Genomic DNA, 25248 nt, shown 5'->3' with positions numbered 1-25248 from the left:
GTGGAAATAATGAATACTTTAACTATTATTGGTCTAGGCGCAGGGGATTTTAATCAGCTGCAAATGGGCGTTTATAAAAAATTGAAAGCTGCTAAAAAATTATTTGTTCGTACAATCGATCATCCGGTACTAGAGGAATTAGCGGCAGAAGGTATAACGTTCGAAAGCTTTGACAAAATTTATGAAAAACACGACGCATTTCAGCCAGTATATGCAGAAATTGCAGAATCACTTATAGCAGCTACCGCTATAGAGGATAGTATGTACGCGGTACCAGGTCATCCATTGGTTGCAGAACAAACAGTGCAATTGCTTATAAAAGCAGCGGATGAGGGAACTTTCAATCTTGTCATAGAAGGTGGACAAAGTTTCTTGGATCCGATATTTGGTGCATTGAAAATTGATCCGATTGAAGGTTTTCAATTGCTGGATGGTACTAGCTTTTCCATGCATGACATCAACATGCGTCAGCATATCTTAATCGCCCAAGTGTACGATACATTTAGTGCTTCAGAAGTGAAGCTAACATTGATGGAAAAATATGAGGACGAGTACCCAGTGACCGTAGTTACGGCTGCGGGATCTTCACAAGAAAAAATTGTTACTGTGCCACTCTATGAACTCGATCAAAGTGTGGAGGTTAATAATTTAACAACCGTCTATGTGCCACCTGTAAATTCACAGGAAGAGGCCTTAAGAGATTGGACAACATTCCGTACAATAATTGCAACATTAAGAGGTCCAAATGGCTGTCCATGGGATCAAAAGCAAACTCATGAGTCCTTGAAAAAGTATTTACTCGAAGAAGCTCATGAATATTTAGCTGCTGTAGATGCTGAAGATGATTTTGCAATGATTGAAGAACTTGGAGATGTGCTTTTACAAGTGTTCTTACATGCACAAATAGGAGAAGATCAAGGATACTTTACGCTTGAAGATGTTTTAGCTTCTGTTAGTGAGAAAATGATTCGTCGCCATCCACATGTCTTTGGAGATGTCGCAGTGGAAGATGCTGATGGTGTTGTAGCCAATTGGGAGGCTATAAAGGCTGAAGAAAAGGGCAATTCTGATAAACCACTATTAGACGGGGAATATAGGGCATCCTCGGCGCTACAGACAGCCTTTAACTATCAAAATAGAGCTGCCAAAGTAGGTTTTGACTGGCCGGATGTAGAAGGTGCATGGGATAAGTTTGCGGAGGAGTGGCAGGAATTTCGCCATGAGGTGACGAATGGCTCTAGTATATCCAGACTTGATGAATTGGGAGACGTATTATTTACATTAGTGAACTTAGCACGTTTCTATAAATTATCTCCAGAAGAGGCAATCCTGCATGCCAATGAAAAGTTTGCTAGACGATTTGGCTATGTGGAAGCTCAAGTAAAGGCAAGTGGAAAATTATTTGCTGACTTTACTTTAGATCAATTAGATAGGTTCTGGAATGAAGCGAAGCAACTAGAAAGGGAGAAAGAACTATGAGATTAGATAAATTTTTAAAAGTTTCACGTTTAATCAAACGTCGTACTTTAGCTAAAGAGGTGGCAGATCAGGGTCGTATTACTATCAATGAGAAGGTAGCGAAAGCTAGTAGCTCAGTAAAAGCTGGGGATGAACTGGCCATCCGATTTGGTCAAAAAATAGTAACAGCACGTGTAGAAGAAATACGTGAGACAGTGAAAAAAGAAGATGCAGCCAAAATGTTTACCATTTTGAAAGAAGAGAGACTAGAAAAAATTGAGCCTGAATTTATAGATGATGAAGAATAAATTTCTTTTTTAGCCACCTAATGTTGTTCCTGCTTCCATTTATGGATGAAAGTAATAGACAACTTAAATAAAGTTGTCATGCTTTGATGGTTGTCCGCATAAAGTGAACAGAAGCTAGGACGACTAAAGGAGGAAAAAAATGACGCTACATCAAGAAAGTAATCGTTACACAATTCCATCTGGAGAGCATATTTTAACGATTCGTAATCGTAAAAGAATGGACATGACTTCTGTAAAATCAATTGAACGCTTTGATCAGGAAGAGTTTTTCATTAAGACGTCCCAAGGGCATTTGTTAATCCGTGGAGAGGAACTGCATATCGTTCATTTAGATGTTGACAAAGGATTATTGACACTTGAAGGAACTGTGAAAACTTTACAGTACGACGAGGAGGAAAGTGGCTTCTCGAAGGGTTTCCTTCATAAGTTATTTGGATGATTGTTAGTGAACAATTCTTTCAATTAATTGTCATGGTTTTGAGCGGTATAGCAGTTGGTTTCATTATTGATAGTGTAAGGCTTATTGTTTTCTCAACTCCAAAAAGGTCAAGCCTTCGAAAGTGGATGATGGTTTTTGAATTACTAACATGGATTCTACTTGGAGGGCTGACATATTATTTATTATTTTGGCTAAAAGACGGCGCATGGCGGGCATACGACCCGCTTGCGCAAATAGCCGGAATTTTTTTGTATCAATCATTTTTTCAAACTATTTTACGTTTCATAGCTAGAGTTTTGGTGAATATTACATGGAGGCCCTTCTGGTTCATTGTGCGCTTCATCGTCTCGGTTATTCGACATATTTTGCAGTTTTTATTAAATATAGTAATGTTTGTTATAAGACCTTTTGTCAAAATTTATTCGTATTTGTCCTACACTTTTTTAAAAAAGTTACGATATTTGAAGTATAATAAAAAGCAACAATAATTTTCGGAGGTGCGGGCATGACTAGACGTCATTCATCAAATGATGAACAACAGAACTTTACAAAGCTTGATAATGACTATGTCCGTAACACGGATAAAGCTATAAATCGCAAGCAGCAGGCACGGAAACGTAAATGGCGCCGTATCGTCTTTTTTGCGATTGTACCAGTCATTATTATCGCCCTTCTCTTAAATGTGCTATCTAACCAACAGGAAACATTAGCGATTAAAGAGAAATCCAAGGAAGAAGCGAAACAGCATCTCTCTGAATTGAAAGAGGAACAGGATTCTCTAAATCTGAAAATCAAACAATTACAGGATGATGAATATATCGCAAAACTATTAAGAAAAGAGTATTACTTGTCTGAAAAAGGTGAGGTTATTTTTATAATTCCAGATAAGGAAGATAAAAAAGACGACTGAAAAGCTATGTATTGTTGACACTCTTTTTTAGTTATATATAATGAAAAGAGAAGCTTATTGCAGTAAAAAGTTTAATTAAATGATTACATGGCTCAAAAGAGTCGCTTAATTTTTAAGGAGGAGCATTTTTTTTATGTCAATTGAAGTAGGCAGCAAGGTACAAGGTAAAGTAACAGGAATCACAAATTTTGGAGCATTCGTTGAGCTGCCAGATGGCAAAACAGGCTTAGTTCACATTAGTGAAGTTGCTGACAATTATGTAAAAGATATCAATGAGCATCTAAAAGTTGGAGATGAAGTTGAAGTAAAAGTGATGAATGTTGAAGCGGACGGAAAGATCGGTCTTTCAATCCGTAAAGCAAAGCCTCAAGCTGAGAGACCAGAGCGTCCAGAGCGTCCAGCGCGTCCACGTCGCGATAATCGCTCTAACGATCGTAACGACCGCCACCAGCCAAAAGAAAATTTTGAGCAAAAAATGGCACGCTTCTTAAAAGATAGTGATGAACGTCTAGCAACACTTAAACGTGCTACAGAGTCAAAACGCGGAGGTCGCGGAGCTAGAAGAGGGTAGTTTGCTGACTGTTTTAATCGTAGAAAAAGTGTATGATATAGTGCTGGGATTAGCTTTGAAAAAAGCTAATCCCTTTTTTGTGGACTGACCTATAAAGTTGAGGAAGGTCCCTTTTTCTTTTTGATAGGTGTGGCTACTTTTTCATCAGCAGGAGTAATGGGTGCTTTTTCTGCTGGACGAATAACCATTTTAACAAGTAAAAAGACGCCATATATGCTTACAGCAAGCCCGCAAAGTAGTAACATTATTTGAACAACAAATGGTAAATTAATAAGTATTGAAACAAGAATAATCATTGAGCCACTTCCACAAATTAAAGCAGCTTTAGTTAATGCGCTCAAGGAAAATAAACCTCCTAAAAATACAATCTTATATGTAGTATGCCATATTTTATATGTAGTCACATAGTCGAACCTTATACATATCATATTGTAGAATAAAAAATAGGCGTCTCAGAATATCATTCTGAGACGCCTATTTGAGATGACCCCTACGGGATTCGAACCCGTGTTACCGCCGTGAAAGGGCGGTGTCTTAACCACTTGACCAAGGGGCCTACTATGGTGGCGGCCGAGGGGATCGAACCCCCGACCTTACGGGTATGAACCGTACGCTCTAGCCAGCTGAGCTAGGCCGCCAATTTTTTATGGAGCGGAAGACGAGGTTCGAACTCGCGACCCCCACCTTGGCAAGGTGGTGTTCTACCACTGAACTACTTCCGCATGTCGCTTAAGCAACAAGTTAAATAATACAAGCCATTGGTCTTAGTGTCAAGAAAATTAATAAAAAAATATCAAAAAATATATTTTACAATAAAATTCTTTAAACAAGATGAGACAGAGTCAGCTATATAAAGATATTTTAGCGGATTTTTTGTTCTTAAGTAGAATTGTCTTGCTGTAATCATTGAAATGAGAGGGGAATAGTTGATAGCACGCCAATTTAGAAGATTCCATGTTAAAGGGGAGGCGATATCTGATATATTGTCTGGAACAGAAAACTTCATATAGGATCACAATGACCAACAATTACAAAAGAAATTATTGCCAATTTGCGTATTTATGTATACGTATTCGTCGAAATGTTTATATTTTTTAATGCCAACGTCAGACAATCTTTCCATGCATAATTCTTTATAATAGCCAAAAGTGCGGGAAAGGGGATAATTAAATGACAAGTATTGAATGGTATAATACAGCAAATGTAGAAGACCGAAAATTAGGGATAAAAAAGAAGCAAGTCTTCATAGGCACCCTATTTTTTTTAACATCCTTTTTTTTGGCTCAATCCGTTGTATTTGAAGCAGCAGTACCGTTCTCAGTTCCTTTTTGGGCAATTATTCGAACAAAGTATAGGGAGTACGCCAAATTCGTTTTATTTGGAAGCTTGGTCGGCTGTTTTTTCCTAGGCTTTGGACAAGTTGTGATTTTAGCATTACAAATCATTATGTATGAATGTATTATGCGTTTCCGTTACTGGCGACTTCCTCAAAGTATTGCCGTCTCTTTAGCTGTTTTATTGGTGCAAATTATGTGGCAAGGGGCGATGTATCAAGGCTTACCACCAGTGCTTGTACAATTTTATGTAGGCTGTGAAGCGGCACTAGCTCTAATTATGACCCTATTTATGCAAGTGCTTTTCGTCAATTCATATGAATGGTTTACGAGTCATTGGACTTACGAGAAGCTTGGGTCAGGGTTAGTAGTGTTTGCTGCTATGCTTACAGGGATGCAAGCAGTTGTGTTTAGCTATTTTTCGCTCCCTATATTTTTATTGCAGCTTTTTATTTGTTTTGGTGCATTAGTCGGAAGTGTACCGTTAGCAACGGTAATCGGAGCGGTATTAGGAACGCTCATTGGTGTTGCTAAGCTCTCCTTTACCGGTATGCTATCTGTTGCCACCTTAACAGGACTATGTGCAGGTATGGGGGCTAAAGGCGGTAGATTCGGGGTTGCAATCGGAAGTATCTTGCCTAGTGTGTTTTTTTTATTTTATGATGCAACATTGCCATTAGATAGTGTGTATTTCACTTCCATTGCCATTGGAAGTGTTCTTTTCCTAACGATCCCTAGAAAATATTCAGATAAGGTGAGGGACAAGCTCTTCCCACAACGGGAGGAAATTTTACTCGCAAGACAAAATTGGTTAACTGAACATGTCACATACAAATTAGAACATTTTCAGCATTTCGTGCAATTTATGAAGGAGCTGGTATTTGATCGTTTTATGACCGCGCCAGTTGAAGAGGCGAAGGAAGTATCCCCGATGAATACATGTTTAAGCTGTTTCCGTCATGATCATTGCTGGGGAGCTCAAAATAATGGGATGGACAAGCTGATGACAGATTGGTTTCATATGAAGGGAGTAGGTAAAGAATCGGCTATTCATCGTGTAGAAGAACAAATCCGCTATAAATGCGTAAAATCGACAAAGATTTTTGAAGAGTTGGATACGGAATTATACAGGGAACGTATTAACGGGCAGTACTTTCATGGTAAAAAAATGATTGCACTACAGCTCCGCGATATGAGTAATCATTTAAACCAATTAATTGCTGAGATGAAGGAGGATACGATTTCTTTTGTAAGTGTTGAAAAGGATATCATTGAACGTTTAAAGGATGCTCATATTGAATGCTTTCAGCTAGATGTACTTAACAATAAACCAGGGGCTAGAAAGATAGTTTGTGCTTTGGCGCCAGCCCGTGTCGACTGGGAGAAAGATACAACATTAGCTGAACGGATGATTTTGCCTATTCTTTACGAAATTTTTAATGAGCCATTTGAAATTGAAAAAGTAGTGGCCTGTGAAATGCCGTTTCGTCATATACAAATATGCTTTAGATCAGCTATTAGCTTTGAAGTAGAGTATGATATATATAGCATGTCTAAAGATGCGACATTGTATTCTGGGGATTCACACGCACTTTTCCAATTACATCCAGGTCTATTTGCCATTTTATTATCGGATGGTATGGGGCAAAGTAAAGAAGCGCAACATGAAAGTAGAAAATTAATACATTTAATGCGAGAGTGCCTTAATTATAATATGAATCCTGAAACTGCAATGCATACATTGCATTATGTCATGTCATTAAAACAACAGGATGATATGTATGCAACCCTTGATTTCGCACTAGTGGATTTACAGCATGGTGATTTATGGTCATGGAAGGCTGGGGGAATGTCGACCTATATTTTGCGTGGAAAGGAAGTCATAAAGGTTGAGAGTAATGCAGCACCTGTAGGTTTCCTATCGATTTCTGCGGTAGAGGCTGAAAAAAGAAAGCTGAAAGCAGGGGATGTCATTTTAATGCATTCAGATGGACTGTTTTCTAGTGTTGCCGATTGGGATGAGCAAGAGGAGACGTTTTTAGCTTATGCACAGCAGGTAGCCAGTACAAATAATACTATCCAAGAAAAGCTAACAACGATAATGCAGTCATTCCAAGATTACTTTGAAATAGAAGATGATTGTACTGTACTCATGTTAGAGGTGACACATGTTGTTCCGACATGGGCTGTATTTAGACCAGCACAATATTCTATGAGCTAATCATTTTTTGTATTATCGAAAGGGGAGGAGAAGCGTTTGTCATTTGAATTAAAGGTTAAGACATTTATTGAAAAAGAGCAATTATTACAGCAAGACGACCATCTTCTCATCGCCGTTTCGGGTGGAGTAGATTCTATGGCTTTACTCCATTATTTTGTTCAAACACAAGAGCACTGGAACATTCGGGTGGAAGCAGTACATGTCGACCATATGCTTAGGGGAGAAGCTTCTGCTGAAGATAGGGCATTTGTACAAAAGTATTGTGATGAAAATGACGTTTATTTACATGCCACAGCGATCTCCATACCAACAATACTGGCACAGGAGAATGGAAATACCCAGCTAATATGTCGTAGAGAAAGGTATCGATATTTTAAAGAGGTTTTGTACAAAACGAATGCGAATAAGCTTGTAACTGCACATCATGCGGATGACCAACTGGAGTCAGTATTAATGGCCCTGACAAAAAATGCGACGATGAATAGCATGCAAGGCATACGCCCTCAGCGATATTTTGAAGGAAAATCATTAATTCGTCCGTTTTTAACGGTTACAAAGACTGAAATAGGGGAATATTTACTTAGAAAAGGTTTAAATTATCGGGAGGATGTCAGTAACTCCAAAGACACTTATGTACGAAATCGTTTCAGACATCATGTCGTGCCTTTACTGGAGGCTGAAAATCCGAGAGTGACCGAACAAGTGACCCATTTTACATCGCAATTGCAAGAAGACAATACCTTTTTAATGACATTAGCCGAAGATGTATTTTCCAAAACCATTAAAAGAAGTAATGAAAATACATATAGCATGGAAATTGAGGCTTTTCAATTGGTACCACTTGCTTTACAAAGGAGGCTCATTTTAATACTATTAAACTATCTTTACAAAGATTCAAATACGATACAAAGTTATGCTTTATTGACTTCAATTTTAAAGCTTTGTGATACGACAGCAGGGTATGCTGAAATTCACTTGCCTGAAGATTTCCTTGCAGTTCGCCGTTACGGAAAATTAATGATTCAGAAGAATAGTTCAACAGAGGACTACCCTTCTTCTGAAAAAATAATTATTTCGGCTGCTAATGGGTGGACAACACTGACGAATGGTAAACGCTTATGCGTAGTCAAGTTGCACGATTTATCGTCCGAATTGATGACGGATACTGCACAACTTTTTTATTTTAACGCTAGCAAACTCCACCTTCCGCTCTCTATTCGAGCACGCAAGGATGGAGACAGAATGCTGTTAAAAGGAATGGATCAGCCAAAACGCTTATCTCGCCTTTTTATAGATGAAAAGATTCCTTTAAATGAGCGGAATAGCTGGCCGTTACTGATTTCTCAGTCTGATGAGGTGGTAGCGGTAATTGGTGTGCGTATGGGAATGTTTTTTTCAACCACTCCGCAACCAAACGATGATACAGTGCTCATCGTAGACTAAGGTCTTTGTAAAATATTTCACCGTAATTGGTTGAAGATTTGTTGATACATCACGAGGAGGAATCGATATGTTACAAAATGACATCGAAAAAGTAATGATTACAGAAGAACAATTGCAAGAAAGAATTGCAGATCTAGGTGCACAATTAACAGAGGAATACAAAGATGCATTCCCATTAGCTGTTGGTGTACTTAAAGGAGCAATGCCATTTATGACAGATCTCATGAAACGTTTCGATTCTTTCATTGAGCTAGATTTTATGGATGTTTCTAGCTATGGCAATGCTACCGTGTCATCTGGAGAAGTAAAGATTTTAAAGGATTTAAATACGAGCGTTGAAGGACGTGACGTATTAATTATCGAGGACATCATCGATAGTGGTTTAACGTTAAGCTATTTAGTAGACTTATTTAAATATCGTAAAGCCAAATCCATTAAAATTGTTACATTACTTGATAAACCATCAGGTCGAAAAGTGAACCTATCGGCTGATTATGTTGGTTTTAAAGTTCCAGACGGCTTTGTGGTTGGATATGGTTTAGATTACGCTGAAAAATATCGTAACCTACCTTATATTGGTATCTTGAAACCTGAAGTTTATTCATTTTAAGATATAAAACGACCAGCTTTAAAAGTTATGGCCTCCAGCGCAGTCAAGTGTTTTTCATTATGGTTAACATAATTCGAAATCTTGACACAATGTTCAGCTATTTCGAGCCCATGGAACAGGTACAATTACGCTGGGATGTATTAAGATGGCCTAAAAACTGTTTTGATAATAGCAAAAAATGAACGAAACATTTTTTAAGTAGGGCTTTTCGTTGTATGATGAAATCATGATATGTTAAGATTTTACTTATAATTTTTCTGTTTGTAATGAGGAGGCTGGAGATGAATCGAATATTTCGATATACCATATTCTATCTACTGATTTTCCTAGTGATTATCGGTATTTTTGGTACTTTCAACGGTGGCAATTCACCAACGAAAGAGTTAACTTATCATGAGTTCCAACAAGCTCTAGATAAGAAAGAAATAACAAGTGCTACAATTCAACCTGATAAATCAGTTTATGTCGTAGAAGGTACATTAAAAGGTTATGAAAAGGGTCAAAGCTTTACAGTGAACATCCCTCGAGATAACCAATCATTAATGGATCGCATCGATGAGGCTGCTAAGGAAAAAAATAGTAATATTAAATATTTAGCAGCGCCAGAAACGAGTGGATGGATTCAATTCTTTACAGGGATCATCCCTTTCATTATCATCATTTTCTTGTTCTTCTTCCTAATGAGCCAATCTCAAGGTGGCGGTAATAAAGTGATGAGCTTTGGTAAGAGTAAAGCTAAACTTTATGATGACCAAAAGAAAAAGGTTCGTTTTACAGATGTAGCGGGTGCTGATGAAGAGAAAGCAGAGCTTGTAGAAGTTGTAGACTTCTTAAAAGACCATCGTAAATTCACAGAGATTGGTGCACGTATTCCAAAAGGTATCTTACTTGTAGGTCCTCCAGGTACAGGTAAAACATTACTTGCACGTGCTGTGGCAGGCGAAGCAGGCGTTCCATTCTTCTCAATTTCAGGTTCTGACTTCGTAGAAATGTTTGTCGGTGTCGGTGCATCACGTGTCCGAGATCTATTCGAAAATGCAAAGAAAAACGCACCATGTATTATCTTTATAGATGAGATTGATGCAGTTGGTCGTCAACGTGGCGCTGGTCTAGGCGGGGGTCATGACGAGCGTGAACAAACATTGAACCAGTTGCTAGTTGAAATGGATGGTTTCGGGGCAAACGAGGGTATTATTATCATCGCTGCAACAAACAGACCAGATATTTTAGATAAAGCATTATTACGTCCAGGTCGTTTTGACCGTCAAATTACAGTAGGACATCCTGATGTAAAAGGACGTGAGGCGATTCTTAAGGTACATGCACGTAACAAGCCTTTAGCAGATACAGTTGATTTAGCAGCAGTTGCACAACGTACGCCAGGTTTCTCAGGTGCCGATTTAGAAAATTTACTAAATGAAGCTGCTCTTGTAGCCGCTCGTAAAAGTAAACGTACCATCAATATGGCAGATATCGATGAAGCTTCTGACCGTGTAATCGCTGGTCCAGCTAAAGCGAGCCGAGTATATTCAGCCAAAGAGAAAAAACTTGTATCCTTCCACGAAGCTGGTCACGTAGTTGTTGGTCTAGAACTTGATGAAGCGGATACAGTTCACAAAGTAACAATTGTTCCACGTGGTCAAGCGGGTGGATATGCTATTATGTTACCGAAGGAAGAACGTTTCTTTACAACAAGACAAGAGCTTTTAGACCGTATTGCTGGACTGCTTGGTGGTCGCGTAGCTGAAGAAATCGTTCTTGGTGAAGTCTCTACGGGGGCACATAACGACTTCCAAAAGGTTACAAGTATCGCACGAGCTATGGTTACTGAATATGGAATGAGTGAAAATCTTGGTGCAATGCAATTCGGTTCAAGTCAGGGTGGAAATGTATTCCTTGGCCGCGACTTTAATTCGGACCAAAATTATTCTGATTCTATAGCTTATGAAATTGATAAAGAAATGCAAAAAATTATTGATACGCAATATGAGCGTACGAAACGTATCCTAACAGAGAATCGTGAGTTACTTGATTTAATTGCTAACACGTTAATGGAGAAAGAAACATTAAATGCGCAGGAAATCGAGCATTTACGTGATCATGGTGTTTTACCAGCACCAGAGGCTGTCGAAAAAATTGAGGGGAATAACACTCCGAAAGTGGAAACGAAGCCAACATTAGATACGATTGGTGAGCCAGTTGTTGAAAAAGAGCTATTAAGTAAAGAGCCAAACCCAACAACTTTAGACCTTGCAAAAGAAGGCAAGGAATCAAATGAACCACCTAAGGGTATCGACGAAAAACGTGAATAAATTGGAAAGACTGTTTACTGCAAAATGAGTAAACAGTCTTTTTCTTTGCCTTTTATTATGAAAAAGCATTAGGATATTAGTGGAAGACAGCTACATATGACTTCGCACAAATGGTGGAGACAAGATGTATTTGTAAAGACAAATGGATAGGAGTGTTTTCGCATGGGAACTGTAACGTTGAATAATGGACTTAAAATGCCTTTGGTTGGTTACGGTGTATTTCGTGTTCCAGAAGGAGAAGACCTAGCTGAAGCCGTAAAAATGGCTATTGCGAAAGGTTATCGAAGCATCGATACGGCACAAGTATATCGTAATGAAGAAAGTGTTGGACGAGGGATACGAGCAGCCATAGAAGAAGGTTTGGTTACGCGTGAAGAACTATTTATAACATCTAAAGTTTGGAACGATGGACTTTCCTATGAAGAAACACTTGCCGCTTATGATAGTAGTTTAGAGAAAATAGGATTAGACTATTTGGATCTATATTTAGTACATTGGCCAGGCATTGATACAAATTATGTAGATGTCTATAAGGCACTGGAAAAGATTTATCAAGATGGTCGTGTGCGTTCAATTGGTGTTAGTAACTTCCATGTACAACATTTAGAAAAACTTTTGAATGAAACTACGGTTATTCCTGTTATTAATCAAATCGAATTCCATCCACATTTAACGCAAGTGGAAGTACGTGCTTATTGTACAGACAAGGACATCCAAGTAGAGGCTTGGTCTCCTTTAATGAACGGCGCCTTATTGGAGGAAGCATTGATTCAAGAGTTAGCATCTAAATATGGCAAAACGCCTGCTCAAATCGTATTACGCTACGATGTACAGCACAACGTTGTAACTATCCCAAAAACGATGACAGCCACTCGTATGGTGGAGAATCTTGATGTTTTTGACTTTACATTAACAGATGGTGAAATGGCTCAACTGGATGCTTTAAATGATGGTCTACGCTGTGGTCCAGATCCGGAAAAATTTAATTTCAAATAATTTTTTTAAGGAGCGTCCTAGCTGAGGATGCTCTTTTTTTAGAAGGTTGGAATACTATTTCCTAGCATAAAAAGTATGGTATCATTTTCTAAAGTGTTTTAACTTTAAGTTAGATGGATAATGTAAGTTGTAACAGTAGGTTGGCGAAAGTTACAATGATGATATGGGGGTGTCAACCATGATTTTAGTTTTAGATGCAGGGAATTCTAATATTGTGTTAGGGGTTTATGATGACAACGAACAATTAGCCTTCCATTGGCGTATGGTGACAGACCTTTATAAAACAGAAGATGAATATGCTATGCAAGTTCTTTCGTTTTTTAATCATGCAGGTATTTCATTTGAACAAATTACGGGCATTATTATATCCTCAGTTGTGCCACCAATTATGTATTCATTAGAGGCAATGTGTCAGAAGTATTTTCGAAAAAAACCTCTAGTAGTGGGTCCTGGTGTTAAAACGGGTTTGAATATTAAATACGAAAATCCTCGAGAGGTTGGTTCAGACCGTATTGTTAACGCTATAGCAGCTTTAGACTTATATAAAGCACCTTGTATTATAGTTGATTTTGGTACAGCAACAACTTATTGTTATTTAAATGAAAAAGGCGACTATATGGGTGGTGCGATTGCGCCAGGTATAACCATTTCGACAGAGGCTCTTTATACTCAGGCTGCTAGATTGCCGCGTATTGAAATATTAAGACCTACACATATTGTAGGAAAAACAACCGTTTCCGCCATGCAGGCCGGAATTTTTTATGGCTTCGTAGGACAAGTTGAGGGCATTGTTAATCGGATGAAGGGACAAAGTAAAGAGGAGCCATTAGTAATTGCTACAGGTGGATTAGCAAATCTAATTGCAGGGGAAACGCAAATTATTGATGTTGTGGATCCGTTTTTAACGTTAAAGGGTTTATATAAACTGTATAAACGTAACCAATAAGAAATGAGGGACATTTCATTTATGAATGATTATTTAGTTAGAGGTTTAGGATTTAATGGACAGGTACGTGTATTTGCAGCCCGTACAACAGCAACAGTTGGAGAAGCACAACGTCGTCACGATACATGGCCAGTTGTATCAGCTGCTCTAGGGCGCTCTATGACAGCGGCTGTAATGATGGGTGCTATGTTAAAAGGTGAAGAGAAGATTACAATCAAGATTGAGGGTAATGGTCCGATTGGTCCAATGGTAATCGATAGTAATGCACGTGGAGAAGTACGTGGATTTGTCACGAATCCTCATGTTCATTTCGATTTAAACGAGCAAGGTAAGCTAGATGTGCGAGCAGGGGTTGGGACTGAAGGAGCTCTAACAATTGTTAAGGATCTTGGTTTGCGAGATATGTTTTCAGGCCAAACACCAATTGTTTCAGGTGAAATTGCTGAAGATTTTACTTATTATTTCGCTACGTCTGAGCAAGTACCTTCATCAGTTGGTTTAGGCGTATTAGTTAATCCGGACAACACAATTCTTGCTGCAGGAGGATTTATTCTGCAATTAATGCCAGGCTGTGAAGAGGAAACAATCAATGAAATCGAACAGCATCTTGCTACAATAGAGCCAGTTTCGAAAATGATTGAAAAAGGCTTTACACCTGAGCAAATTTTAGAAGCTGTATTAGGAAATGGCCATCTACAAATTTTAGATTCCATGCCTGTTGAATTTAAATGTCAATGTTCAAAAGAGCGGTTTGGTGCAGCAATTTTAGGTCTAGGAATAGCTGAAATTAAAGAAATGATTGAAGAGGATGACAGTGCAGATGCACAATGTCATTTCTGCTTAGAGACCTATCATTTTTCAAAAGAAGAGTTAGAAGGGTTTATTGATGAGCTCAAATCGTAATAGACGACCTTCTGCCACTACAACACCAAACCAAACCCCTTTACTACAGCGCCGTTTAAAAACAAAACCAGCTCTGTCTGTCATTGCGGTATTGTTATTAGGTAATATTTTATGGTTCATTGCATGGGCTATCCCAAATAAAAGTCAGGAAATTGGTAGCGATGAACAAGTCGCTGCCATTGACGGGGATGTTATCACGCGCCAAGAGTGGATGATTGCTATGGAAGAGCGATATGGCAAAGAAACACTACAAAATTTAGTCAATGAATCTGTAATGGAAAAGGCAGCAAAGACATATAAAATTAAAGTTACTGATCAAGAAATTGATCTCGAATTAGCCTTAATGCGTTCTGCTCAAGATAAATTTGATACAGCAATGCAAAATCTCTCAGCGGAGCAACTACGCCAAAAAATTCGTTCACAACTTATTTTAGATAAGGTACTCACAAAAGATGTAGTGATAAGTGAAGAGAGTATTGAAAAGTACTATGAGGAAAATCAAGGACTATACAATACAAAAACAAGCTATCGTACCAATTTTATTGAGGTTGACGCCAAGAAAGCGGCTGATGAGGCGCTGGGTGAGTTAAAAAATGGCTCTGATTTTTCAGTGCTAGCCCGTGAGATTTCCTTAGATAGTGCTTCGGCGAGTTTAGGGGGAGACGTTGGCTTCCTGACGGAAAATCAGGAAAACGTGGATCCTGCCATTATTAATGCTGTGAAATCTACAAAGGCAAATGAGGTAAGTAAAGCCTTTAAGTTAGATAATGGTCATTATGGCATTGTACAGGTGCAAGAGGTTTTAGAGGGACAATCCTTTACATATGACGATGTGAAAGAACATATCGAGCGTGAATTAGCTTTAGAGCAGTTGCCACAATCTGTTACACCTGAAGCGTTTTGGTCTGAATTTAATGCTACATGGTATTATGGAGAATCTAAAAAAGAAAAATAATAAATGAAAGAATCTGCAAGTTCTTTGCGGGTAGCATAAGTCTAAAAAACTTGCAGACAGTGGATGTCATCAGAATGGACTTACCCGACAAATGGTGCAGATTCTTTTTGTCTTTATGCGATGTTTGATGGACTAGCAAAGGCGCCATCCATTGACAGTAGATAAATATTCTGAAAATACAAGTTTTATTTATTGACAATCGAATGGAAAAATTGATAAAATACAAAATAAGTAAAACCTATAAAAATAGTAGGGATTGGGAGTGGATTATTAAATGAGTAGATTAGCGAACTCGATAGCTGAATTAGTTGGTAAAACACCAATCGTTAAATTAAATCATGCAACAAGTGAAAATGAAGGCACTGTTTATGTAAAATTAGAATATTTTAATCCGGGAAGCTCAGTGAAAGACCGTTTAGCGTTAGCCATGATTGAAGCGGCAGAAAAAGATGGAACATTACAACCAGGTGGTACGATTATCGAGCCGACATCTGGTAATACAGGTATTGGTCTTGCGATGATTGCTGCTGCTAAAGGCTATAAAGCAATTTTAGTGATGCCAGAAACAATGAGCTTAGAGCGACGAAACTTACTTCGTGCTTATGGTGCGGAGCTTGTATTGACTCCTGGACCAGCGGGTATGAAAGGCGCTATTGCTAAAGCAGAAGAATTATCTGCAGAGCATGGCTATTTCCTACCACAACAATTCACGAACCCAGCGAATGCTGTTATTCACCGCCTAACTACAGGCCCTGAAATTGTTGAAGCATTCGATGGCTTAACACTAGATGCATTTGTAGCTGGCGTTGGTACTGGTGGTACTATTACAGGTGCAGGTGCCGTATTAAAAGAAAAGTATCCCAATGTTGAAATTATCGCTGTAGAGCCAAAAGATTCGCCTGTTCTTTCTGGTGGTCAGCCTGGCCCTCATAAAATTCAAGGGATTGGAGCAGGGTTTGTGCCAACAGTTTTAGATACAGAGATTTATTCGTCTGTATTCCCTGTTGAAAACGAGGTAGCTTTTGAAGTAGCTCGTAAAGTAGCGCGTGAAGAAGGAATTTTATGTGGTATATCGTCAGGCGCTGCGATCTATGCTGCAATTGAAGCCGCAAAACGTTTAGGTAAGGGTTCAAATGTCCTTGCTATTGTTCCTTCGAATGGTGAACGTTATCTATCAACACCTCTCTATCAATTTGAAGACTAATTTAAGTTAATAGAAAAAAGACTCCTTCCTGATAAGGAGTCTTTTTTAGTGCGCTTAGAATTTCATAGAGCCTTATAAAAATATTCGCATCTATGTAATATTCACGTTAAGATGGAATCACATCAAATGATTTAAAAGGGGAAAGCTAACTTGAAGACAATTTTGACGAAAACAGTAGAGATGGATGCAGATTCATTTTTTTATAGTTATAAAAAGCAAACTGAGACACAAGATTCGCATGTCTTTTTAGAAAGTGGACGTGGTGGTCATTTTACAATAGCTGCTTGGAATCCATTAGCAACCGCACAATCGGTAGAGGACGGACTTTTAGTAAATTGGAGAAATGGCAGAAGCGAAGTTTTACCAGGTGAATCTCTTGCATTGTTGGAAGAACTCGTGGCGGAATACCAGGTTCCCCATAATGCGGAACTTCCAGTTTTTCAGGGGGGAGCTATTGGATTTGTAACATATGATTATGCGCGCAATATTGAAGTGCTTCCTAATACAGCTAATGACGATCTACAAATACCAGATATTTATTTTTATTTGTTTGATAGCTGGGCAGTACATGATGTGAAACACAATACGGTCACGTTAATGAAGCTAGAAGATTGTGTTGTTGACTTAGAAGAATGGGCTACTAATTGGCAAGTTGCAGCCCGTGATGGACTTGCTACGCGTAAATTTGAAAAGACCAATGCTATAGAAGTAGTCAATGACGAGAGTGAATTGCTTGTGTCATTCGCAGGGACTGACTTTGAGGCGGCGGTGCAGAAAATTCAAACCTATATCGCACAAGGTGATGTGTTTCAGGTGAATTTATCAGTTCGTCAATCTAAAAACTTAAATACGACAGCGATGGATGTATATGAGGCATTAAGAGCCTTTAATCCGTCACCTTACATGGCTTATATGGAAGCCCCTGATTTTGCGGTTGTTTCTGGATCACCTGAGCTTTTAGTTAAACGCCAGGGTCAAGAATTATCAACAAGACCCATTGCGGGAACGCGTCCAAGAGGGAAATCTGAAGAGGAAGATTTAGCATTAGCTCAAGAATTAATTGACAATGATAAAGAACGCGCAGAGCATGTGATGTTAGTAGATTTAGAGCGTAATGATTTAGGGCGAGTATCAACCTATGGAACAGTAGAAGTAGATGAGTTCATGGTCATTGAACGCTATTCGCATGTTATGCACATTGTATCTAATGTTCGGGGAGAAATAGCGGAAGGCAAAACAAACGCTGATGTTATCCGTGCAATGTTCCCAGGCGGTACTATTACTGGTGCACCAAAGATACGAACAATGGAGATTATCGAAGAATTAGAGCCTGTAAGACGTGGCTTATACACGGGTTCTATTGGCTGGCTCGGCTATACTGGGGACATGGAGTTTAATATTGTGATTCGTACAGCATTTATAAAAGATGGGATCGCGCATATTCAGGCAGGAGCAGGTATTGTCATTGATTCTGTTCCAGAAAGAGAATATCAGGAATCTTTAAATAAGGCGAAGGCCATGTGGCAGGCAAAGGCCATGGCGGAGGGGCGAGCAAAATGATTTTAATGATCGATAACTATGATTCATTTATTTATAACATCGTACAATATTTGGGTGAGTTTGGTCATGAAGTAATAGTAAAACGAAATGATGTATTAACAATAGAGGACATAGAGCAACTTGCACCAGATATGATAGTTATTTCACCGGGGCCGTGTAGTCCAAATGAAGCGGGTGAAAGTCTGAATATTATCCGATATTTCGCGGGAAATATTCCAATTTTAGGTGTTTGTCTTGGACATCAGGCTATTGCGCAAGTGTTCGGTGGTCAGGTAATACGGGCTGAGCGCCTTATGCATGGGAAGATATCCCCTGTATTACATGCTGAAGTTGGTTTACATAGAGCTATGCCAAACCCATTTCAAGCTACTCGCTATCATTCTCTCATTGTAGAAAAAGAGACACTACCGACTTGTCTAGAAGTAACCGCTTGGACAGAAGAGGGAGAAATTATGGGGCTTCGTCACAAGGAGTATCCAATAGAGGGTGTACAATATCACCCAGAATCTATTATGACTGAGCAAGGTAAACAACTCCTTCGTCAATTTATAGAAATGTACGTAGAAGGAGTTAAATAGATGCAGTGCTGGATGAATGGAAGCTATATGGCAGCCGAGGATTTGCGAATTTCCCCTTTTGACCATGGTTTTTTATATGGTTTGGGCTTCTTTGAAACGTTCCGAACATATGAAGGGCAGATATTTGAATGGGATGCACATATGAAAAGATTACAGCAGGCTTTATCACAATATCGCATTCATTTAACCTATCCTGAAAGTGTTTTATTTGAAGTTGTGCAACAATTAAATCAGCAAGCTGGTGGTCAGGATGGCTATTTCCGTCTTAATGTTTCAGCAGGTGAACATAATATTGGTTTGCAGCCAACAGAATACATGCAACCCAATGTCATTATCTTTCGTAAAGAATTACTGGATACACCTCGTGGAACTGAAAAGACAGCTCAGTGGCTTACTACACCACGTAATTCGCCTGAACAAGGGGTGCGCGTCAAATCACATCATTATGGCAACAATGTGCTTGGCCGTTTCGAGCTGCCGTCTTTGGCACAGCAAGAAGGTTTCTTTTTAACGGAAGCCGGCTACGTTGCAGAAGGTGTAACCTCAAATGTTTTTTGGGTAAAAAATGATATACTATATACGCCTTCTTTGGAAACAGGCATACTACCTGGCATTGTTCGAGCTTGGGTTATAAAAAAAGCCGATGCTCTTGGTATTGAAGTAAGAGAAGGCTTTTATATGAAGGAAGACTTACAACAAAGTACGGAATGCTTTATTACCAATTCCGTGCAGGAGCTTGTACCAATCATTCATATAGAGAACCAGCAATTATTAGGTAATAAAGGACCTGTTTATTCGTGTTTACATGATGCATTTGCTCAAGAAGTGGAGCAACGATAGAGGGAGCGTTTGTATGCTAGATAAATATATAAAACCATTAACCATTAATGGTATTACATTAGACTTTACAAAAGAAACGTTTGTAATGGGTATTTTAAATGTTACACCAGACTCCTTCTCTGATGGAGGAAAGTTCAACAGTGTCGAAGCTGCGGTAGCTCAAGCGAAAAAAATGGTGGCGGATGGTGCTAAAATTATTGATGTAGGCGGAGAGTCTACACGTCCTGGTTATGAGCGTATTTCAGATGAAGATGAAATTACACGTATTGTACCTGTTATACAAGCATTATTGAAAGAAGTAGATGCCATTATTTCGGTTGATACGTATAAAGCAAACGTAGCGCGAGCTGCCATTGAGGCGGGGGCGCATGTGATAAATGATATTTGGGGAGCAAAAGCTGAACCGGAAATTGCACAGGTTGCAGCTGATTTACATGTTCCAATAATTTTAATGCACAATCGTGAAAATATGGATTATGGTGTTGATTTTTGGTCAACGGCGAAAGCGGATTTAGATGAAAGTATTGCTATCGTACATCAAGCGGGGGTTCCTGATCATCATATTATCCTAGATCCTGGTATCGGCTTTGCTAAAAACACTGAGCAGAATATAGCCATGATGCAACACTTAAAGGATTTAGTGGAGATGGGCTATCCTGTGCTTTTAGCAACATCACGTAAATCCATGATCGGCAATGTCTTGAAGCTACCAGTTAATGAACGTCTTGAAGGTACGGGAGCAACGGTAGTTTATGGAATTGAAAAGGGCTGTCATATGATACGCGTTCATGATGTAAAGGAAATGGCACGTGCAGCGCATATGGCTGATGTACTAGTAGGGAAACGACTGTATAAGGAGGAGGCATAATGGATTATATTCATTTAAAAGATATGCAGTTTTATGGTTACCACGGTGTATTAGCGGCAGAAACAACTCTTGGTCAACGTTTTCGAGCAAATGTTTCGCTGGCTGTAGATATGACAAAGGCCGGAGAAACGGATGACCTCGCTTATACGGTAAATTATGCAGAGGTCTATGCTTTGTGTCGTGATATTGTAGAAGGAGAACCTTTTAAGCTTATTGAGGCACTTGTTGTGAAAATGGCAAACGTGATTTTAACAACATACCCTGAAAAAATAAAGGGCGTTCGTGTAGAGCTGATCAAGCCAGACCCACCAATCCACGGCTATTACAAAGAAGTGTCTGTTGAGGTAACGAGAGGTGATTTTTAATGAAGGATGTCTATTTATCAATAGGAACAAATATGGGTGAGAGATATGAAAACCTTCAACAAGCTGTTGCTCTTTTAAGAGAGAAGGAGAACATTGAGGTTGTCCGTGTTTCATCTGTTTATGAAACGGCAGCTGTAGGCTATACAGATCAGGCAGACTTTTTGAATATTGCTGTTCATCTCAAAACCGATGCATCATCTACTGAAATGCTGAAGATTTGCCAATCGATTGAGCAAGAGTTAGGGCGTGTGCGAGAATTTCGTTGGGGTCCACGAATCATCGACCTTGACATTTTACTTTACAATCAAGAAAATATTGAAACAGAGAACCTACTTGTTCCTCATCCAAGAATGTATGAGCGAGCTTTCGTCTTAGTGCCACTGGTAGAGATTACAGCACCTTTCGGAGATCAGCTACAACAAGCACATCATTTATTGCAACAGATGGACTGTGAGCGTGAAGGTATAAACTTGTGGCAGCCAACTAACGAACCTCTTATAGTGAGTTAGGTAGGCGCTTTATATAATTTTAAATTAAGGATAAATAGGTACATGCCTATATAGGAGGAAGACAACGTTGAGTCAAACAACAGAGAAGCCCTTTCAAATTGGCGATATTGTCATGGACAACCGTGTTGTATTAGCTCCAATGGCAGGGATTTGTAATTCTGCTTTCCGATTAACCGTTAAGGAGTTCGGAGCAGGGCTTGTATATGCTGAAATGATTAGTGATAAGGGCATTGTTCAAAAAAACGAAAAAACATTAGGTATGCTTTATATCGATGAACGTGAAAATCCTCTGTCACTACAAATTTTTGGTGGAGATAAAGAAACATTAGTAGAGGCCGCTAAGTATGTAGATCAAAATACATCCGCTGATATTATAGATATCAATATGGGGTGCCCTGTTAATAAAATCATTAAATGTGAAGCGGGAGCTCGCTTGCTTTTAGATCCTAATAAAGTGTATGAAATGGTAGCCGCTGTGGTGGATGCAGTGAAAAAGCCTATTAGCGTAAAAATGCGAATTGGTTGGGATGATGAGCATATCTTCGCTATTGAAAATGCCCAGGCTGTTGAACGTGCTGGTGCGTCAGCGGTAGCGGTTCATGGTCGTACACGTGTACAAATGTACGAAGGGAAGGCGAATTGGGATATCATTCGTCAGGTAAAGGAAAATGTGAAAATCCCTGTTCTTGGTAATGGTGATGTAGAAACGCCGCAGGACGCTAAACGTATGCTAGAAACTACAGGTGTAGATGCAGTGATGATTGGTCGTGCCGCTTTGGGTAACCCATGGATGATTTATCGTACAGTTCAATACCTAGAAACTGGTGAATTAAAGGAAGAACCGAGTGTACGTGAAAAAATGGACGTCTGTCTACTTCACTTTGAACGTCTGCTCCAATTAAAAGGAGAAGGTATAGCAGTTCGTGAAATGCGTAAGCATGCATCTTGGTATTTGAAGGGAATTAGAGGTAATGGTAAAGCACGTAACGCTATTAACCAAACAGAAACGGCAGCAGAGCTTCGCGCGTTATTAAATGGCCTTGTTCAAGAGTATGCAGAATCCGAGTCCAATCTCATGATCCCTGAAGCAAAAGAATTAATTATTTAAGATAAAGATACCGTGAGCGTCTCAAGTTTTGACAGAGACGCTTTTTTTGCGCGCTTTAATTTTTAGAATTATTAATTATCTTATCTTGTATTGAAAATAAACTGAAACAGATGATTACAGCATTAAAATTGTGTACAATAGAAATATTATGGACGTAAACGCTATTTATTTAAGGAGTGAAACAAGTGTCAAACATAGAAGAATTAAATGACCAGCTTTTGGTGAGACGCCAAAAAATGACGACTATATTAGAGAACGGACAAGATCCATTTGGTAGCCGTTTTGAACGTACGCATTTGTCAACAGAAGTAAAGGAACAATTTGCAGATCAAACAAAAGAGCAACTAGAAGAAAATCTGCAAGAGGTTATTATTGCGGGTCGTATAATGACGAAGCGCGGTAAAGGAAAAGCTGGCTTTGCACATATTCAAGATTTGGGTGGCCAAATTCAAATCTACGTTCGTCAAGACCATGTAGGTGAAGAAGCGTATGAATTATTTAAACAAGCTGATTTGGGAGATATCGTAGGTATCCGAGGGAATGTATTCCGCACACAGGTTGGCGAGCTCTCAGTAAAGGCAGAGGAATTCACATTCCTTACAAAGGCGCTACGTCCTATGCCAGAGAAGTTCCATGGTTTACAGGATGTTGAGCAACGTTATCGTCAACGCTACTTAGATCTTATGACGAATGAAGAAAGCAAATTAACATTTATAGCACGTTCTAAAATTATCCGTGCTATCCGCAACTATCTTGATAACTCTGGATATTTAGAAGTAGAAACACCAATGCTTCATACAATTGCTGGTGGTGCGGCTGCTCGTCCATTTATTACTCATCATAATGCACTTGATATGGAATTATATATGCGAATCGCAATCGAACTGCATTTAAAACGCTTAATTGTGGGTGGTTTAGAAAAGGTTTATGAGATTGGACGTGTATTCCGAAACGAAGGGATCTCGACACGACATAACCCTGAATTTACAATGATTGAGCTCTATGAAGCATACGCTGACTATCAAGATATCATGTCTCTTACTGAAAACCTTATAGCTCACGTTGCTCAAGAAGTTCTTGGAACGACTACAGTTCAATATGGAGAAGATGAAATTAACCTTGCAGTGGGCTGGAGACGAGTTCACATGGTTGATGCCGTAAAAGAAGCAACTGGTGTAGACTTCTGGCAGCCGATGACAAAAGAGCAAGCTCAGGCTCTTGCTAAAGAACATGGAGTAGAAGTGAAAGATGTTCATGAAGTAGGTCATATTATTAATGAATTCTTTGAGCAAAAAATAGAAGAAACACTTGTACAACCTACATTTGTATATGGGCACCCAGTGGAAATCTCGCCTCTTGCAAAGAAAAATCCAGAGGACGAGCGTTTCACAGATCGCTTTGAGCTATTTATTGTTCGTCGTGAGCATGCAAATGCCTTCACAGAATTAAATGACCCAATCGATCAACGTCAGCGCTTTGAAGCACAATTAGCAGAGAAAGCAGCTGGTAATGATGAGGCACATGAAATGGACAATGATTTCATTGAAGCTTTGGAATATGGTATGCCTCCAACAGGTGGACTAGGCATTGGTATTGACCGATTAATCATGCTATTAACAAACTCACCTTCCATTCGTGATGTATTATTATTCCCGACAATGCGTCATATTACTAAATAGTCGTAGCATCTTTTCTAACAGTAAGATAAGAATAGAATGAAGAGGAGAATTTGCTGGTTAAGGCAATTCTCCTCTTTTTTGTATTAAAAAAATTAAGTTGTTTAAACGTGGATTATATTTAGGTTATACTTTTATAGTTCTATGTTTTTATAAACGACAGTAGATAAAAAAGAAGTATTTTTATTGGGGGCATATAATGAATTACAAAATTATTAACAAACAAGTATTTGAACAGGCTCAATTACGTTCTGTATCGGATGTTCCATTTACAGAAGAAGAACTTGAGCATGGAATGAAATTAGTAGTTGCCAAAAAAGACGAGAATCTTACTTTATATTTAGTAGAGATAGACGGACATAAGAAGTTTGATGTTCGCTGGGATGATTCTTCTGAAATTTTTAGTGGCTGGTATTCCGCGTGGGATAATTTCCTGTGGTGTTTAAATATAGTTGATCCACAAGATGATGGCTTAAAGTAGTAGCGCGAAGCTTGAATAACAAACGATGAGGTTTTTTAGTTGAGTAAGCAGGAGAAAATGAAGCAGATGCTTTTAACTCCTGCTTCTATGTTTTAGTCTTTAATTTGTTGAGTTTTAAAAGAAAGCAATGTATAGTAAAACAAATCATTTTAGTTAGAACAGAGAATGATATAAAATCTACATTCTCATAAGTGTAGAAAATAGCTTACTAATGCATGTTTTTTCAATAATATCATTTTCTATGAAAAAAATACTTGCGAAGTAATTACGAACATGATAAATTATTACTTGTCGTTAAAACGACGTAAGAACAACACCATCATAAAAATTCAATAAACGAAAAAGTTGTTGACACTGAAATGTGGTTGTGGTAAGATTTAAAAGTTGTCTCTTGTAAACGAAAAACTTTTTGAAAAAAGTTGTTGACAATGATAACTGAGTATATTATAATTTAAGAGTTGCTATCAAAAACGTAGCAACTAAATGAACCTTGAAAACTGAACAAGCAAAACGTAATCAATAAAGTTTTCAGTAGCTAGCTTAGCTAGTGAACAAAACAAAATTTTGGACATCAATATTGATGCCAGCAAAACAATTTGAGCTAATCAAATTTCTTTTATGGAGAGTTTGATCCTGGCTCAGGACGAACGCTG

Annotated in this window: 25 protein-coding genes and 3 tRNA genes; 24 read left to right on the top strand and 4 right to left on the bottom strand. The window is 38.7% G+C overall.

Annotated features, from left to right (window positions below; translation table 11 throughout):
• Nucleotides 1-9 precede the first annotated feature (9 nt).
• The 6 genes from yabN to AC1Q6O_RS21895 all read left to right on the top strand — a co-directional run bounded on the left by yabN (nt 10) and on the right by AC1Q6O_RS21895 (nt 3686).
• Nucleotides 10-1479: a bifunctional methyltransferase/pyrophosphohydrolase YabN gene (yabN, locus tag AC1Q6O_RS21920; protein WP_090003277.1), complete on the top strand. Its 1470-nt coding sequence runs from the start codon at nt 10-12 to the stop codon at nt 1477-1479.
• Nucleotides 1476-1766 carry an RNA-binding S4 domain-containing protein gene (locus AC1Q6O_RS21915; protein WP_008180273.1) on the top strand — a complete coding sequence of 97 codons (291 nt, stop codon included), beginning with the start codon at nt 1476-1478 and terminating at the stop codon, nt 1764-1766. The genes yabN and AC1Q6O_RS21915 overlap by 4 nt, the downstream gene beginning before the upstream one ends.
• A 139-nt stretch (nt 1767-1905) precedes the next feature.
• On the top strand, nt 1906-2205 hold the full coding sequence (yabP, locus tag AC1Q6O_RS21910; protein WP_004229167.1) for a sporulation protein YabP: 300 nt from the start codon (nt 1906-1908) through the stop codon (nt 2203-2205).
• Nucleotides 2202-2693 carry a spore cortex biosynthesis protein YabQ gene (yabQ, locus tag AC1Q6O_RS21905; protein ID WP_008180277.1) on the top strand — a complete coding sequence of 164 codons (492 nt, stop codon included), beginning with the start codon at nt 2202-2204 and terminating at the stop codon, nt 2691-2693. The genes yabP and yabQ overlap by 4 nt, the downstream gene beginning before the upstream one ends.
• Before the next feature lie 17 nt (nt 2694-2710).
• Complete coding sequence (locus AC1Q6O_RS21900) at nt 2711-3115, top strand: FtsB family cell division protein (protein ID WP_107922835.1); 405 nt, start codon at nt 2711-2713, stop codon at nt 3113-3115.
• Nucleotides 3116-3248: 133 nt separating this feature from the next.
• Nucleotides 3249-3686, top strand: a complete 438-nt coding sequence (locus AC1Q6O_RS21895) for a S1 domain-containing RNA-binding protein (RefSeq protein ID WP_008180281.1) — start codon at nt 3249-3251, stop codon at nt 3684-3686.
• Between the two features lie 89 nt (nt 3687-3775).
• Here the strand turns inward: AC1Q6O_RS21895 and AC1Q6O_RS21890 are convergent, their stop codons facing one another.
• The 4 genes from AC1Q6O_RS21890 to AC1Q6O_RS21875 form a co-directional block, all read right to left on the bottom strand.
• A complete protein-coding gene (locus tag AC1Q6O_RS21890) occupies nt 3776-4027 on the bottom strand; it encodes a hypothetical protein (protein ID WP_043990716.1) in 252 nt (83 codons plus the stop codon).
• Between the two features lie 143 nt (nt 4028-4170).
• Nucleotides 4171-4242, bottom strand: a tRNA-Glu gene (locus tag AC1Q6O_RS21885).
• A 5-nt stretch (nt 4243-4247) separates the two neighbouring features.
• A tRNA-Met gene (locus tag AC1Q6O_RS21880) sits at nt 4248-4324 on the bottom strand.
• Between the two features lie 9 nt (nt 4325-4333).
• Nucleotides 4334-4408, bottom strand: a tRNA-Gly gene (locus AC1Q6O_RS21875).
• Between the two features lie 448 nt (nt 4409-4856).
• Here AC1Q6O_RS21875 and AC1Q6O_RS21870 point away from each other — a divergent pair.
• The 18 genes from AC1Q6O_RS21870 to AC1Q6O_RS21785 all read left to right on the top strand — a co-directional run bounded on the left by AC1Q6O_RS21870 (nt 4857) and on the right by AC1Q6O_RS21785 (nt 24595).
• Complete coding sequence (locus tag AC1Q6O_RS21870; RefSeq protein ID WP_089987302.1) at nt 4857-7241, top strand: SpoIIE family protein phosphatase; 2385 nt, start codon at nt 4857-4859, stop codon at nt 7239-7241.
• Nucleotides 7242-7277: 36 nt separating this feature from the next.
• Nucleotides 7278-8684, top strand: coding sequence for a tRNA lysidine(34) synthetase TilS (tilS, locus tag AC1Q6O_RS21865; RefSeq protein ID WP_090003276.1), 1407 nt, complete (start codon nt 7278-7280; stop codon nt 8682-8684).
• 67 nt (nt 8685-8751) lie between these two features.
• Nucleotides 8752-9294, top strand: a complete 543-nt coding sequence (hpt, locus tag AC1Q6O_RS21860; RefSeq protein WP_008180288.1) for a hypoxanthine phosphoribosyltransferase — start codon at nt 8752-8754, stop codon at nt 9292-9294.
• A gap of 281 nt (nt 9295-9575) precedes the next feature.
• The gene (gene ftsH, locus AC1Q6O_RS21855) at nt 9576-11606 is read left to right on the top strand and encodes an ATP-dependent zinc metalloprotease FtsH (protein WP_043990717.1); all 2031 of its coding nucleotides are present in this window, start codon (nt 9576-9578) and stop codon (nt 11604-11606) included.
• A 162-nt stretch (nt 11607-11768) separates the two neighbouring features.
• Nucleotides 11769-12602: an aldo/keto reductase gene (locus AC1Q6O_RS21850; RefSeq protein WP_008180292.1), complete on the top strand. Its 834-nt coding sequence runs from the start codon at nt 11769-11771 to the stop codon at nt 12600-12602.
• A gap of 178 nt (nt 12603-12780) precedes the next feature.
• Nucleotides 12781-13548 carry a type III pantothenate kinase gene (locus AC1Q6O_RS21845; RefSeq protein ID WP_025116969.1) on the top strand — a complete coding sequence of 256 codons (768 nt, stop codon included), beginning with the start codon at nt 12781-12783 and terminating at the stop codon, nt 13546-13548.
• Between the two features lie 21 nt (nt 13549-13569).
• Nucleotides 13570-14451 carry an Hsp33 family molecular chaperone HslO gene (gene hslO / locus AC1Q6O_RS21840; protein ID WP_008180295.1) on the top strand — a complete coding sequence of 294 codons (882 nt, stop codon included), beginning with the start codon at nt 13570-13572 and terminating at the stop codon, nt 14449-14451.
• Nucleotides 14435-15406: a peptidyl-prolyl cis-trans isomerase gene (locus tag AC1Q6O_RS21835; protein WP_008180297.1), complete on the top strand. Its 972-nt coding sequence runs from the start codon at nt 14435-14437 to the stop codon at nt 15404-15406. The genes hslO and AC1Q6O_RS21835 overlap by 17 nt, the downstream gene beginning before the upstream one ends.
• Before the next feature lie 274 nt (nt 15407-15680).
• Complete coding sequence (cysK, locus tag AC1Q6O_RS21830; RefSeq protein ID WP_008180299.1) at nt 15681-16610, top strand: cysteine synthase A; 930 nt, start codon at nt 15681-15683, stop codon at nt 16608-16610.
• A gap of 150 nt (nt 16611-16760) precedes the next feature.
• Complete coding sequence (locus AC1Q6O_RS21825; protein WP_371861942.1) at nt 16761-18170, top strand: anthranilate synthase component I family protein; 1410 nt, start codon at nt 16761-16763, stop codon at nt 18168-18170.
• On the top strand, nt 18167-18748 hold the full coding sequence (gene pabA / locus AC1Q6O_RS21820; RefSeq protein ID WP_008180302.1) for an aminodeoxychorismate/anthranilate synthase component II: 582 nt from the start codon (nt 18167-18169) through the stop codon (nt 18746-18748). Before AC1Q6O_RS21825 ends, pabA begins: the two co-directional genes overlap by 4 nt.
• A complete protein-coding gene (gene pabC / locus AC1Q6O_RS21815; RefSeq protein ID WP_008180304.1) occupies nt 18749-19588 on the top strand; it encodes an aminodeoxychorismate lyase in 840 nt (279 codons plus the stop codon).
• A gap of 13 nt (nt 19589-19601) precedes the next feature.
• Nucleotides 19602-20456 carry a dihydropteroate synthase gene (folP, locus tag AC1Q6O_RS21810; protein ID WP_008180306.1) on the top strand — a complete coding sequence of 285 codons (855 nt, stop codon included), beginning with the start codon at nt 19602-19604 and terminating at the stop codon, nt 20454-20456.
• Entirely contained in the window at nt 20456-20821 is a 366-nt protein-coding gene (folB, locus tag AC1Q6O_RS21805) for a dihydroneopterin aldolase (protein WP_008180308.1), read from the top strand. The genes folP and folB overlap by 1 nt, the downstream gene beginning before the upstream one ends.
• A complete protein-coding gene (gene folK / locus AC1Q6O_RS21800; RefSeq protein WP_492402206.1) occupies nt 20821-21330 on the top strand; it encodes a 2-amino-4-hydroxy-6-hydroxymethyldihydropteridine diphosphokinase in 510 nt (169 codons plus the stop codon). Before folB ends, folK begins: the two co-directional genes overlap by 1 nt.
• 67 nt (nt 21331-21397) lie before the next feature.
• Entirely contained in the window at nt 21398-22438 is a 1041-nt protein-coding gene (dusB, locus tag AC1Q6O_RS21795) for a tRNA dihydrouridine synthase DusB (RefSeq protein ID WP_089987423.1), read from the top strand.
• 176 nt (nt 22439-22614) lie between these two features.
• Nucleotides 22615-24117 (top strand): lysine--tRNA ligase, encoded by a 1503-nt coding sequence (gene lysS, locus AC1Q6O_RS21790; RefSeq protein ID WP_008180313.1) that lies wholly within the window; start codon nt 22615-22617, stop codon nt 24115-24117.
• 196 nt (nt 24118-24313) lie between these two features.
• Nucleotides 24314-24595, top strand: a complete 282-nt coding sequence (locus AC1Q6O_RS21785; RefSeq protein ID WP_008180315.1) for a hypothetical protein — start codon at nt 24314-24316, stop codon at nt 24593-24595.
• Nucleotides 24596-25248: the final 653 nt, after the last annotated feature.

It is taken from the genome of Lysinibacillus sp. GW823-FHT06C08, assembly GCF_058795135.1.
Note: the sequence above shows the minus strand (reverse complement) of the source record. Positions and strands in the feature narration are given on the sequence as shown.